At 57.1% G+C, this 12,127-nt stretch carries 15 protein-coding genes, 1 tRNA gene and 1 riboswitch; of the genes, 4 read left to right on the plus strand and 12 right to left on the minus strand.

Annotated elements, in window-relative coordinates; translation table 11 throughout:
• Positions 1-11 precede the first annotated feature (11 nt).
• The gene (locus Q8N04_10685) at positions 12-1,010 is read right to left on the minus strand and encodes a cobalamin-binding protein (GenBank protein MDP3091138.1); all 999 of its coding nucleotides are present in this window, start codon (positions 1,008-1,010) and stop codon (positions 12-14) included.
• Positions 1,011-1,093: 83 nt separating this feature from the next.
• Positions 1,094-1,341: riboswitch (cobalamin riboswitch) on the minus strand.
• Positions 1,342-1,578: 237 nt separating this feature from the next.
• On the opposite strand from Q8N04_10685, the gene Q8N04_10690 reads away from it, so the two are divergent.
• Positions 1,579-2,970 carry a hypothetical protein gene (locus Q8N04_10690; protein MDP3091139.1) on the plus strand — a complete coding sequence of 464 codons (1,392 nt, stop codon included), beginning with the start codon at positions 1,579-1,581 and terminating at the stop codon, positions 2,968-2,970.
• A 43-nt stretch (positions 2,971-3,013) separates the two neighbouring features.
• On the opposite strand, the gene Q8N04_10695 is transcribed toward Q8N04_10690, so the two are convergent.
• Positions 3,014-3,277 (minus strand): SemiSWEET transporter, encoded by a 264-nt coding sequence (locus tag Q8N04_10695; GenBank protein ID MDP3091140.1) that lies wholly within the window; start codon positions 3,275-3,277, stop codon positions 3,014-3,016.
• Positions 3,278-3,402: 125 nt separating this feature from the next.
• Here Q8N04_10695 and rpmB point away from each other — a divergent pair, with 125 nt between their 5' ends.
• Positions 3,403-3,594, plus strand: a complete 192-nt coding sequence (gene rpmB / locus Q8N04_10700) for a 50S ribosomal protein L28 (GenBank protein MDP3091141.1) — start codon at positions 3,403-3,405, stop codon at positions 3,592-3,594.
• A gap of 26 nt (positions 3,595-3,620) precedes the next feature.
• On the opposite strand, the gene Q8N04_10705 is transcribed toward rpmB, so the two are convergent.
• The 10 genes from Q8N04_10705 to Q8N04_10750 form a co-directional block, all read right to left on the minus strand.
• A complete protein-coding gene (locus tag Q8N04_10705; GenBank protein MDP3091142.1) occupies positions 3,621-3,935 on the minus strand; it encodes a hypothetical protein in 315 nt (104 codons plus the stop codon).
• 154 nt (positions 3,936-4,089) lie between these two features.
• A tRNA-Gly gene (locus Q8N04_10710) sits at positions 4,090-4,164 on the minus strand.
• Positions 4,165-4,216: 52 nt separating this feature from the next.
• Positions 4,217-5,428 (minus strand): tyrosine--tRNA ligase, encoded by a 1,212-nt coding sequence (gene tyrS / locus Q8N04_10715; GenBank protein MDP3091143.1) that lies wholly within the window; start codon positions 5,426-5,428, stop codon positions 4,217-4,219.
• A complete protein-coding gene (locus Q8N04_10720; protein MDP3091144.1) occupies positions 5,425-5,883 on the minus strand; it encodes a helix-hairpin-helix domain-containing protein in 459 nt (152 codons plus the stop codon). Before Q8N04_10720 ends, tyrS begins: the two co-directional genes overlap by 4 nt.
• On the minus strand, positions 5,880-7,301 hold the full coding sequence (gene lpdA / locus Q8N04_10725) for a dihydrolipoyl dehydrogenase (GenBank protein MDP3091145.1): 1,422 nt from the start codon (positions 7,299-7,301) through the stop codon (positions 5,880-5,882). The genes Q8N04_10720 and lpdA overlap by 4 nt, the downstream gene beginning before the upstream one ends.
• A 21-nt stretch (positions 7,302-7,322) precedes the next feature.
• Complete coding sequence (gene gcvH / locus Q8N04_10730; protein ID MDP3091146.1) at positions 7,323-7,709, minus strand: glycine cleavage system protein GcvH; 387 nt, start codon at positions 7,707-7,709, stop codon at positions 7,323-7,325.
• Positions 7,710-7,784: 75 nt separating this feature from the next.
• A complete protein-coding gene (locus Q8N04_10735; protein ID MDP3091147.1) occupies positions 7,785-9,215 on the minus strand; it encodes a tetratricopeptide repeat protein in 1,431 nt (476 codons plus the stop codon).
• A gap of 235 nt (positions 9,216-9,450) precedes the next feature.
• Positions 9,451-9,870, minus strand: coding sequence for a nucleoside-diphosphate kinase (ndk, locus tag Q8N04_10740; GenBank protein MDP3091148.1), 420 nt, complete (start codon positions 9,868-9,870; stop codon positions 9,451-9,453).
• 279 nt (positions 9,871-10,149) lie between these two features.
• Positions 10,150-10,479, minus strand: a complete 330-nt coding sequence (locus Q8N04_10745; protein MDP3091149.1) for a PIN domain-containing protein — start codon at positions 10,477-10,479, stop codon at positions 10,150-10,152.
• On the minus strand, positions 10,476-10,733 hold the full coding sequence (locus Q8N04_10750; GenBank protein ID MDP3091150.1) for a hypothetical protein: 258 nt from the start codon (positions 10,731-10,733) through the stop codon (positions 10,476-10,478). Before Q8N04_10750 ends, Q8N04_10745 begins: the two co-directional genes overlap by 4 nt.
• A 554-nt stretch (positions 10,734-11,287) precedes the next feature.
• Here Q8N04_10750 and Q8N04_10755 point away from each other — a divergent pair.
• Both Q8N04_10755 and Q8N04_10760 read left to right on the plus strand, forming a co-directional pair.
• The gene (locus tag Q8N04_10755) at positions 11,288-11,581 is read left to right on the plus strand and encodes a hypothetical protein (GenBank protein MDP3091151.1); all 294 of its coding nucleotides are present in this window, start codon (positions 11,288-11,290) and stop codon (positions 11,579-11,581) included.
• Positions 11,571-11,879, plus strand: coding sequence for a type II toxin-antitoxin system RelE/ParE family toxin (locus Q8N04_10760; protein MDP3091152.1), 309 nt, complete (start codon positions 11,571-11,573; stop codon positions 11,877-11,879). The genes Q8N04_10755 and Q8N04_10760 overlap by 11 nt, the downstream gene beginning before the upstream one ends.
• The last annotated feature ends 248 nt before the right edge of the window (positions 11,880-12,127 follow it).

The raw sequence follows: 12,127 nt of genomic DNA on the forward strand, positions 1-12,127 counted from the left end.
AGAATTCTTTGCTACGGTTGGGACGGAGGTCCGGCCGCAATCTCAGGGTGAAGAATATTCACCAGCATCGTCAGCGCCTGGCCGATTCGAGGCCCGGGCCGGTTCAAGAGATCCGCGGGGATCTGATGCAGCCGCCCTCGCCGGACCGCCGCCATCGTCTGCCATTGCCGCCAGGTCTGCTGTTCACTGTCCGAAATCCCTTCGGCCTTTCCGATCGGAAAGAGCAAGACTTCCGGGTCCTGTTGCAGCACGACCTCCAAACTCATCCGCGGATACGGCAGCTGGCTCTGGGCCGCGACGTTGGTGGCTCCCGCGATTCGAAGCAGTTGATCGATGAAACTTCCCGGCCCCACGGTAATCAATGGGTGACTATTGAGCACATAGAGCACTCGCACGGGAGACACGTTCTGCATCCTCAGCCGGATAGCCGCCACGTCCTGCCGCAGCGTCATCGCGATGGCATTGGCCTGCACCGAGCGATCAAGCATGCGCCCCAATGTCTGAATATGTCCGAGAATGTCCTCCACCGTTGTGGCGGACAAAATAAAGACCGGAACTTTCAACTGCTCCAGCTTCAGAATGACGTCGGGCTTTAGAAATTCCCGTGGAGCCAAGACCAGGTCCGGCTGGAGAGCCATCAACGATTCAAGATTCGGATGGGCATACCCGAGCTTCGGCTTCGCTTTAGCCTCCGGGGGATAGTCACAAAAATCCGTCACGCCGACGAGTTGCTCTCCGGCCCCGATGGCAAACAACATTTCCGTGACACTCGGCGCCAGCGAGACGATGCGCACCGGCGTCTTGGCCAAATACATTTTCCGGCCGGCGTCGTCGACAAACGACCGGGACGACACATGCGCCATAAACGGCATGCCGGTCAGAATTCCCTGCTGACGCCGCGTCATATCCGCACAGCCCCCCTCACCACAGGCCCAGGCGATGGACCCACCCGTCACGATGGCAACGGCCAACGTGACACCCGTCAGAATCCAGCGGCCACACGAGTTCAAATAAAAAATCCCCAAGGCCTGACAGAGACCTTGAGGATTGCACCCGGTTCTTCATCCTCGCCTGTTCCCCAGCCCTCGAGGGAACGATGGTCAATTCATTGGGCAGGTCTTCTGGCTCATGGTTCACCCTACTCCCCGCGCCTTCCCATCTCCGAACCGTAACGCGTGACGCGAAACATGTGACGAGCGAGACCGCTCCCTAGTCACCTGTCACTCATCACCCGTCACTGTCCTCCAAGACAGTGGCAATGCCGGGTTTCGTCCCCATTCACAGCGGCGGGACCGCGAGGGATTTACACCCTCTTCCCTTACCCAAGAATCATAATTGTGGGGGCACAATAGGAGACCCTGCTGAATAATGTCAAGTCCATTAATGACCGGGTCAGTGTGCGACAATCGCAGGATTCAGTATCTCTCTGTTTCTAATCTAACCAGGAGAACAGCCTATCAATGCGAGGTTAGAAGAGCTCCCAGGGTCGGCATGGGCCTTGCTGATCTCCATCCAGGCCACATCCGGGAGTTGCAGAAAGTTCTTCCACAACGACACGTAACGAGGCTGAATCCATTCATGCGGAACATCATTATCAGCATCTGTATTATTGGACTCTTCCTTGAACTATCAGGCTTGATCTGGTCAGCCAAGAAAGAGAAGCCCAGTGAGGGGTTTGTCAGACTATCGACCCCACCGGCCCACAGCATCGAACGCCCGCTCGACAATGGCTATTTCCTTCTGCTTGGGATGGCCGCGGCAGGTGGATCGAACCCCGTCCAAACCGGATACGACATTTGGAGTGAGACCGGGGCGCGGCCGACGGAACGTGGCTTTGACTTAGACAAACCGGGACGCACGGAGCTTCGTCTGCCAATCGCGTATGACCGTGTCGTCCCCGAATGGCATACCAGTGACCCCTTGTCGGAATTCCGAAATAAAGAGGCTTCGTTTCGCTCGTCAGCGCCGCTCTACGCGCCGCTCGTCACCCGATACGAGCAATTTCTCCGGATGAAGTTTGAAGATTGGGGATATGGACATACGGGCGCCCCCCGCATTGAGGAGCTCATAGGCGCCCATCGCCTGTTTGTGGCAATCGGATTCGGTGATGAAATAAGGACCGGCCTCGATCGACTCACACTGGACGTAGCCAAGTGGCGTAGCGTCCTACGGGAGGCCCGAACTCTTCCGGTCAAAATCCTGGCGTCCGTGATGATCGAGGACGATGTCGAACTCTTGTCGCGCATGCTGAGTCAAAGCACAGTCGACAAGCACGTGCTGGCTCAAGGGCTCAACCTACTGCAGCCCTTGACGCCAACCGAATACTCACTCCGCTGGCCGATTCAAAATGAATTTATGATGGGGTATCAACGAAGCCGGACGGAGCCAGTCAATGGGCCACGGCTTGCTCAGGCCGATCCTCAAGCCCTGGGGGCGATCACAAGCCTGGCCCATCTGCCAGCCAACGCATTTCAAAAAGTGGCGCACCCCAGAAGCCTCACGGGATTTGGATTCACCTCTCCCGGCCAACGCACCTGGGACGCCTATTCAAGCTATTACGATGCAACGATTAAGGCGGCTGAAACAATTCACAGCCCGCTCCCTCGCCTGCAGGACATCGCGAAACAATCGCCACGGACGTTTCTCGAACGGCTGGCCGACCCGATGGAATTCGAGCCGCAATGGGAACCCTTCAGTCAGCACCTGGTTGAAACAGATGCGCGGCTGCGCCTGGTCTCGCTGCAAATCCTCATGCGCAAACCCACCGCCACGGTGACCATCCCAACCAGACTGGCGGAAGTCGGCTCGATGTACTTCGACCCCTTCACTGGACTCCCCATGCTTTGGAGCCCAACGCAAAAGAAACTCTATAGTGTCGGAAAAGACCGCCTCGACGATGGGGGGGATCCAAGCTTCGACATCAGCGTACCGCTTCCGCCTGCCTTCACCGCACCTGCACCCACGTCTTAGAGCGCAGCGCGCACCCTTGAGTAAATGCACCGCATCCACGATTTCAACGCCGCTTCTGATACTTGAGCTTGAGAACCAAAATCGCGAGTGTCAGTATAAACGTGATGGCGTTTGTGACGACGATCGGCCACGCCATCAGATACAAACCGTAGATCAGCCACAGAAAGACTCCGGTTGTAAAGGTCAACAACATCGCCAGCGACATATCCTCGGCAGACTTTGTCGTCCAGGTCCGCTGTAGTTGTGGCAAGAACGCGATCGTTGTGAGCGTCCCGGCGACAAATCCGATCCAATTAGCAGTCTCCATTCCACCCTTCCTAATCGATTCTCAAGACAACCTCCGGCACCCGGCCAGCCACTTGTCACAGTTCATCCTAATGTGCTAATTTATCAAGCTAATCATTCGCTCGATCACTCAGAAGGAGCACCACCGTGGCATTCACTTGCGATCTCTGTCAGAAAAAGCCGAAGTCTGGGAATAACGTCAGTCACGCGAACAACAAGACCAAGCGGGTATTTAACCCCAACATTCAGACCGTTCGCGCAGTGGTAGACGGAGCGAACAAAAAGATTCGCGTGTGCACCCGTTGCCTCCGATCAGGACTGGTCACGAAGGCCGTTTAAGCCTTTTCTCCGCTCCCATTCAATCCTCACGGCATTGAGAGCAACACTCGGCCTCCGCGCTCTGTCAGCTTGATTGCCCGTGGGTCATCAGCTGACAGCGTGAGAGTCCTGCTGCCGTCTTTGCTCGTCAGGACAAGACCCACTTCACCATTGGCGTCCAACCCAAGTCCGGCTCTGGCTTTCCCCGCCTGATCCAACAATAAGAACTCTTCGGCATTCACACCGTTTGCCTTCTGCGCATGAACGGTCCTGCCGGAAAGGAGCTGATCACTCAACACGCCTCCGACGATACCACCCAAAAATGCAGCCATCACGATCACCAGGGGTTGCCCCATCTTCATGTCCCGTCCCTCCTACATAACTCGTGTGCATTCTGATGCGCTTCATAAAGAGGACACTGCCTGTTTCATCACAGCACCTTCATGAAAAACAAAAAAAGACTTGGAAGCGCATGCCGTCCAAGTCCTTAGGTCCTCACGTGTGACGTCTTAATGTTGGAGCGGGCGATGGGATTTGAACCCACGACAACTTGCTTGGGAAGCAAGGACTCTACCACTGAGCTACGCCCGCTCGCTGTGGTGCATCCTACGCGGGCGACGATTCCAAGTCAAGAAAGGCCACCCTACTTGGCCCATTCCACCAAGGCGAACTTTCGCCGGCCGATTTTCATTTGATACCGGCGGCCGGCATCGAGCACGACCACCGCATTGGCATCGCTCTGTTTCTTCTGATCGAACTCCACACCGCCCTGAATCACCAGCCGCCTGGCCTCGCTCTTACTCGTTACCAGACCCGTTTTGGCCACTAGATCAACCAGCCCGATCGACTGGCCGTCTTTGAGATCCAGATCGGTCAACACCAATCGAACATCCGGCTCATCCGGGAACTCCCGCTCGGAAAACTTGTGCTGAAAGGCCCCTCTTGCCTGCTTCCCCGCTTCTTCTCCATGATAGCGGGCTACGATGAGTTCCGCGAGGGACTGCTTCGCCTCCATCGGATGCAGCGCCTTCACCCGATCCAGATCTTCAGTGGTCAACAATTCGTAGTATCGCAGCATCAACGTATCGCTGATCGACATCACCTTGCCGAACATGTCTTCAGGCTTATCTTCAAGCGCGATATAGTTGCCGACACTCTTACTCATCTTCTTGATGCCGTCGGTCCCTTCAAGCAGCGGCATCGTGATGACGACCTGCGATTCCTGCCCGAAGTCGCGCTGCAGTTCCCGCCCGACCAACAAATTAAACTTCTGGTCGGTCCCGCCCAGCTCCACATCGGACTTGAGCGCGACCGAGTCGTAGCCTTGCACCAGCGGATAGAGAAATTCATGGACGCTGATCGGTTTTTGCTCGTGAAAGCGTTTATGAAAATCGTCTCGCTCCATCATCCGCGCCACGCGATAGTGCCCCGCGAGACGAATTAACTCCCCAGCAGACATCGGTTGCATCCACTCGTTGTTGTATCTAACCTCTGTCTTTTTAGGATCTAGAACCTTAAAAATCTGCCGTTCGTAGGTACCCGCGTTCGTGAGTACCTGATCCTCAGTAAGTGCCTTCCTAGTCTCTGAGACACCTGTCGGATCTCCGATCATCGCAGTAAAGCTGCCAATCAAGAAAATCACCTGATGCCCGAGATCTTGAAAATGCTTCAGCTTGTGGATCAAGACGGTATGGCCCAGATGCAAATCCGGCGCAGTCGGGTCGAATCCCGCCTTCACGCGAAGCGGACGATTCTCTTTCAGCGAATGTGTCAACTTAGCCTCGAGCTCTGTACGCTGGATGACTTCCACCGTCCCTCGCAACATCAGATCAAGCTGCCGACTTAATTCGCTCATATCGGCCCCTTCTTTCCCTCTTCCAGCGTGGCGGACTTCGTAACGGTGACAAATGGCTTCAGTTGCTCCAACTTCTTCTTTCCAATCCCCTTCACCGCACGCAGATCCTCCACCGCATGAAACCGCCCGACGGACTTTCGGTAATCCACCATCCGTTTGGCCAACACCGGGCCGACGCCCGGAAGCTGATCGAAGTCGGCTGCCGTCGCACCATTCAGATCAACCCGTGGAGGCCTACCCGATAGCATGCGCCCCTCACTGACGCTGGCCGGCGAAGTCTTCGAATCAACTGCCGGCACTGTTGTTTCCGCTGCGCTCTCTGAAGAAAACGACGCCGCATGGCTCACCGCAGGCCGCTGCATCGTTTGCGGAACCTGCCAGCCGATCCACAACACAACACCCATCGTCATGGCTAACATACCCAACTTGATGAGGAGTGACTGGAGGATGCTCATGACTTCTTCTTCATCTGGTGAATCGCACAGCCCTCCACATCCTCGACGGCCTCGACGAAACCTTCAGCGAGTGTGGGATGAGCATGGATCATGTGGGAAATTTCTGACACCGTGGTACCGTTTTCCATGGCCAATGCGGCCTCATGAATGAGGTCGGCTGCATGCGCACCAACAATGTGCGCGCCCAGCAATTGTCCGGTCGCCGCATCCGCAATCACCTTGAACAATCCCGTGATATCGCCGGTCGCCTGGGCCTTGCCCAGCGCCGCATAGCGGAAGCGTCCCACCTTGACGGCCTGTTCAGGATCCTGGTCGGCCGCTTGCGCCCGTTCGCGAGCCTGCCGCTCGGTCAGCCCGACCCGACCGACTTCCGGCAAGGTAAAGATACCGGCAGGAATGACTTCGTAGCGAATCGTCGTCGGATGCCCCATGATGTTTTCGACCGCCACTTTCCCCTGCGCGGACGCCACGTGAGCCAACATGGCCTTTCCGACCACATCGCCGATCGCATAGACGCCGGGCACATTCGTCTCCATCCGGTCATCGACGAGAATCTCGCCCCGCTTCCCCAGCGTAACACCGGCCGCCTCCACCCCGATGTCACGCGACTGAAACCCGCGGCCAATCGAGACAAGGAGCATCTCCGCTTCGACCGTAGTGCCGTCTTTCAATTGTGCCGTCACCACCCCGTCACGCACCTGCGCCTCTTGAATCGTCGTCCCTGTCCGAACATCGACGCCGCGCTTCTTGAGCTCGCGCGCCATCAAGACAGAAACCTCTTCATCTTCCAGCGGAAGCACGGCCGATTGCAGCTCGATCATGGTCACCTGCGTGCCCAGGCCGCTGAAAAGCGAGGCGCATTCGCACCCCTCGACCCCGGCGCCGAGAATGATCATCCGCGGCGGAGCCGACTCCAGATCCAGCGCCTGCTTGCTGGTGATAATGGTTTTGCCGTCGACGGGAAATTGCGCCAACTGCGGCCAGGACGATCCCGTGGCAATCAGAATCGCATCCGCCTGCACCTGCTGCTGGGCGCCGTCCTTCGCCGTCACCGCAATCGTGCGGGCATCGACCAACCTGCCGCGTCCGTCGACCACGTCGATCTTCCAGGCATTGAACAGCGTGGCAATCCCTTTGACCAGCGACGCCACCACTTTGTTCTTCCGCGCCACCATGCGGGCGAGATCGTAACGAGGCGGACCGGGCAGCAGAATGCCGAGATCCTCCGCTTTCTTGAGCTTATCGCCGAGTTCGATGACGGAGAGGAGGGCCTTGCTGGGGATACAGCCCCAGTTCAAACACACGCCGCCGAGCGCCTGCTGCTCGATGACTGTAACCCGTGCGCCTAATTGGGCTGCGCGAATCGCCGCCACGTACCCGCCGGGCCCGGCTCCAAGAATCGCGATGTGTTTCGACATGGAAAGCGTTACGGCAGAACGTTAGTGTTTCTGACTGGCGAGAAAGGCCTCGTATTGCGCGGCCGTCATGAGCTGATCCACTTCTCCCGGATTCGAGAGATCGATCACGGCGATCCAGCCCTTGCCATAGGGATCGGAGTTGACGACCTCGGGATGATCCTTCAGATCAGCGTTGATCTTCGAGACCGTGCCGCTGACCGGCACGTAAATGGTCGAGGTCGTTTTTGTGGACTCCACTTCGCCGATCTGCTGCCCGGCTGTCACGGCGGCGCCGGCTTTCGGCAGGTCGAGGAACACGATATCCCCCAGGGCATCCTGGGCGAAGTGACTGATACCCACCGTCGCTTGCTTCCCGTTGAGACGCACCCATTCATGTTCTTTGTGATACCGCAAGTCGCTGGGAATCATAGAGTCTCCATCGTAATCAAGTGAAGAAACGCCAGAGGAAAGACGCCGGATCGTAGTGGTCAACAGCCTGATTTGTCAAGGAAGATTGCCCGTACTCCGAGGCAGCAATAAGAGATTCCCCTCCCCTCGTTCTCGGGAGACTTCCCCAAGTCCTTCGGTCCACTCGACGAGCGGTGTCGGACCCGGAACCGTCACGGGCCGAACCAGCCAGAGTCGATCGGACGAACCCACCTGCTGAGCGAACTGTTCCAAGAATGCTGAACTTTGTGCGTCCTCCACACGAATGGCAAGTTCACTCCCACTCCGTTGGAGCAAGTCGTTGAGATCCTCGCCGTGTTGCTCCAACCCGGCCAACGGCTCACTGACCGTTCTTCCGTGAACCTCAATCAACAGGCGCCCGGCCGGCTTGGCCTCACGAATCATCTTTCTGATACGCGCAGCCACCGTGGCATAGCCTCTGGCCTTCCAGCCCACCCATCGCCAATAGATCGCTTCCCGGTCGTACGCCATCGCCTCTCCGCCAACCACGTCACCCAACAGTTGCTGCGGCGTGAGAGTCAGACCAAAGGCCGAGGCAAACCGCTGGAAGGATCCTTCAGTAAAATCTTGCGCGAAGCCCTGCCGGTCTCTTGCCCTCACAAAGATCCCGTCGCAACCGGCTCGCACCAGCATCGTCACCCGGTCTTCAACGGCAGTCTGGTAGTCAGGGTGCAGGAGATCAGGCAGCGGCGAAGAGAATCCGGCTGACTCATAGCCATTGACGGCATCACCCTGCTTTGCAAAGGACTGACTCAGCCACTCCGGCCTGAGAGCGATACCTCGCCCGTGATGAAGATCCAGTGCGCCCCATACCGAGAGACCGGCAAGATGCGCCGCACCGACAAACGCCTGCACCGCTTCCGAGTTCCTCTCCTTGCTCCAGTCAGAACCGGCCGGATCCAGCAGCACCGTCGTGACGTCGATCTTCAGCAATGCCTGCAACCACGCCACCCACGCCGATACCGGAGGGAGCTGGGACAGAGGAAGCCCCACAGCAATCTGACGCGAGACTGTGACAGGAGGCCCGCCTGGAATCTGGCGCAACTGATCAAGCCGATCCAACGCCTGTTGCTGGTAGAGCTGAGTCTGAGAATCGCTTCCTACATCACCCGTGGCAAGGACGCGGTATTCGGCCATTGCCGCACCATACTCCCCCATCTGCTCATAGGAACGGCCGAGCCACCAGCGGGCCTCTGCCAGCCGCGGCGCTCCGGCCGCCGTCGAATCGACAAATCGCCGGAAAAACAATGCGGCCGTGGGATACCGTTCTTGCACGAACGCCCGATGGGCCTCGCGCAACAAACTCAGGTGCGCATCGCGCGCCGGATCGGCGTGACTCTGGTCAAGAGGGGTTGATGGGGAAGGAGCGGGAACGAATCGCGGGCTGCAGGCACACAACAGTGCGAGAGACAGCGCCGCCGCCCCTCGCACCAATAGTTGTCCGGATGTGAAGGGCAAGAATACCATCGCCCTCCGAAATAGAGGCTAGGAAACGGAGACCACACAACCAGCAGGAGGCTCAAAAAGGCCGTCCAGCAAGGCCGCAGCAAGCGAAGAGGCGACAGAGGTACATACCAAGCTTCGCTTGAACCGCTCGCTTCGATCATGTGCGAGCGGAGAGTGCCTTTGCCTCAAGTAGCCTCCGTACGTTGAGCCTCTGAGTGCCGCAAGAACGAAGCTGGAGGACTTTTTCAGCATCCTGCTAACCGAAGATTTCCATGCCTGGAAAGAAGTAGGCAGTCTCGAAGGCCGCAGTCTCAGGCGAATCGGATCCATGCACGGCATTGAATTCGATATTCGCACCATGCGCCTTGCGAATCGTATTCGCGTCAGCCTTGGCAGGATCGGTCGCACCCATCAGCTCCCGGTTCTTCTTGATGGCATTGTCGCCCTGCAACACGATCACGACCGCCGGACCGGACGACATAAAGGTGCAGAGGCTATCAAAAAACGGCCGCGCCTTATGGACAGCGTAGAAACCTTCCGCAACCGGCTTCGACATCTGCATCAGCTTCATGGCCACCGGCTTCAACCCCGCCTTCTCGTAGCGGTTGATGATGTCCCCGACGGCATTCTTCTTCACGGCATCAGGCTTGATAATCGCTAACGTACGTTCACTCATTGTGGCTCCGATTTCTCCAGAAAGTTAAAGGATACATTGAACAGCGCTGGCGCATTATAAGTGGCTGATAACGGGCTTGCAAGGGTCGGAATCAGCGGAATAACCAAGACAACCCGCTCACAAGGCCTTTAGCCAAACGGGTTCCCCTCAGGTGCCAAAACCGCCACCGAAGCGCGTGGCAACACCCAGGAACTATTGCCAGACACTACTTGGCAGGCGATGTATGAGACACGAGTATTTGAGGAATCTTGATGAAGTGGGCATCCGTAGTCACCACCGTCAAGCCATACTGCATAGCCGAAGCGGCAATCCACATATCGTTGGTGGGAATGGTGTTCCGGCCGTCCACAGACCGTTCAGAATCACCGCATATCGCTCCGCCGTGTCTTCATCCACTGGCACAATCGAGACTCTCGATGATGCCAAGAACTGCTTCAACCGTTCTTCATTTTTCTGCCTGGCTCGCCCCCGCAAGAATCCAACCCGCAACTCCCCCAACACCACGGGGTTGAGAAAGATTGCCTCCGCCGTCTGAATCGCCTCTTTTACCGCAAGATCGCCGCGCATAAATGCGGAGTAGGCCGAGGTATCGATCAAGATCCGGCTCACTTCCACTCCTCCGGATCAATGGCGCGCTGCCGGGCAAGCGTCTTTTCGAATGCCTCGGCCTCCTGCTTGCTCCATGATCCGGCTAGGGCGTCCAGATCATGATACCGGCGCACCGGCCGTGACTCCGATTCGCCGAGGTGATCCTGAAAAAGACTGATCACCACCTTATTGACGCTCACGCCTTTTTTCTTCGCCCGCTGACGGATCGTGCGATCCAGCGAAGCCGGAAGATTTCTCAACGTGACCGCTTTCATAGACCCTCCCTCTGCATCGAAGTATGCATCATCACGATACACGAGTAGTAACGCCTCGTTCGGCCGTCAATCACGGAGCGAGAGCACGCCAAGTCTCGACTCAACCACAGGCACGTTAGGATCAGGGGACTCGGAGAGGTGCCCCTACCCCACGAACAAGTGAAGTCCTCCAGGCGACGGAGAACTCTACGGGCAAGAGTCTGGATTGAAAGGCGAGAACAGCCGTCAAGAAGGGAACCGCGCCGCTCAATGTGGTCGAAGAAACCCTCAGCAAGCTTCAGGCGCTCCTCTAAGACAGGCCTCCGCTAGACGCCCCCGCCATCGAGGGACAAAGAGTCGTTGCGCTCACCGCCACAACCTTCTCCAGGCTGAACGCAAACCTCCTGCCAAACTCTGGGAATCCTCGGCGTGACGTTGCACGCCGGCCACCACTACGACGCGACGACCTGTCCGTCACGCAACAATCCCTAGAGACGCTCGATCATTGTAACTGCTTGAGGCTGTGCATATTATGCGCTATATTATGCGCATAATATTTCACAATGAGGTGCACCATGGCCGTCGCATACAAGAAAGAAGAAATACTCAGTGCGTCGAAAGTAGCGCGCTCATTCGGACAAGTCTTGGCTGATCTAAGCGGGAAACGCCGCCACCGCGTAGCGGTCGTCAAGAATAATCACTTGAAGGCAATCCTCCTCCCCATTGAGGACTACGAAACGATGGCAGAGGCTCTCGCCATTCTGGAACATCTTGAGATTTATCGTCTCGTGCAGCAGCGGAAAGGCAAGAAGCGCAGGAGCACCATCAGTCTCGACGCCATCCTGAAAGAACAACGCCTTGCGATATAGCGTCACCCTGACAGCGGACGCGGCAGACGACTTTCGCCATCTTGATGGCTCCCAGAGAATATCTGTCGCCAAGCAGCTCAGAAAACTCGAGACCTCTCCCCTCCTCGGCGAGCCCTTAGGAAATAGAGCCGGCCTCAACCTCACAGGCTATTACAAGCTCTATGCGGCGCAGAAGAGCATCAGAATCGTGTACCGCATTATTGAGCAGAAAGTGATGGTGGAAGTGGTGGCCATCGGAAAGCGTGAAGACATGAGCGTCTACAAAACGTCACTCAAGCGAATCAGCCCACAATCCTAACCACGTGCCTCACCCAAGCGTGATGACCCGCAGACCGTATAGGGAGAGGATCACGAGAGTAAAACAATTCACAATAGTGACCAGACAAGCTGAGTACCCTATGGCACGATCTAGGAGCCTGTCCGAGTAATGTGCATTTTGGACTGGACAGGCAGCGGGCATTGTGGTTTCTAGGCGGCATGGCTAAAACATTCAAATCCTGGGACGTCGATCAGCCGGTACTGCTCCCTCCGTCCGTGCAGGAGCTG

Source organism: Nitrospira sp., assembly GCA_030692565.1.
Lineage (GTDB): Bacteria > Nitrospirota > Nitrospiria > Nitrospirales > Nitrospiraceae > Nitrospira_D.

Excerpts from the sequence above, each read along its gene's own strand:
- Q8N04_10690 (MDP3091139.1), top strand. The coding sequence starts at position 1,579 with ATGCGGAACATCATTATCAGCATCTGTATTATTGGACTCTTCCTTGAA.
- Q8N04_10695 (MDP3091140.1), bottom strand. The coding sequence starts at position 3,277 with ATGGAGACTGCTAATTGGATCGGATTTGTCGCCGGGACGCTCACAACG.
- Q8N04_10705 (MDP3091142.1), bottom strand. The coding sequence starts at position 3,935 with ATGAAGATGGGGCAACCCCTGGTGATCGTGATGGCTGCATTTTTGGGT.
- tyrS (MDP3091143.1), bottom strand. The coding sequence starts at position 5,428 with ATGAGCGAATTAAGTCGGCAGCTTGATCTGATGTTGCGAGGGACGGTG.
- Q8N04_10720 (MDP3091144.1), bottom strand. The coding sequence starts at position 5,883 with ATGAGCATCCTCCAGTCACTCCTCATCAAGTTGGGTATGTTAGCCATG.
- lpdA (MDP3091145.1), bottom strand. The coding sequence starts at position 7,301 with ATGTCGAAACACATCGCGATTCTTGGAGCCGGGCCCGGCGGGTACGTG.
- gcvH (MDP3091146.1), bottom strand. The coding sequence starts at position 7,709 with ATGATTCCCAGCGACTTGCGGTATCACAAAGAACATGAATGGGTGCGT.
- Q8N04_10735 (MDP3091147.1), bottom strand. The coding sequence starts at position 9,215 with ATGGTATTCTTGCCCTTCACATCCGGACAACTATTGGTGCGAGGGGCG.
- ndk (MDP3091148.1), bottom strand. The coding sequence starts at position 9,870 with ATGAGTGAACGTACGTTAGCGATTATCAAGCCTGATGCCGTGAAGAAG.
- Q8N04_10750 (MDP3091150.1), bottom strand. The coding sequence starts at position 10,733 with ATGAAAGCGGTCACGTTGAGAAATCTTCCGGCTTCGCTGGATCGCACG.
- Q8N04_10755 (MDP3091151.1), top strand. The coding sequence starts at position 11,288 with ATGGCCGTCGCATACAAGAAAGAAGAAATACTCAGTGCGTCGAAAGTA.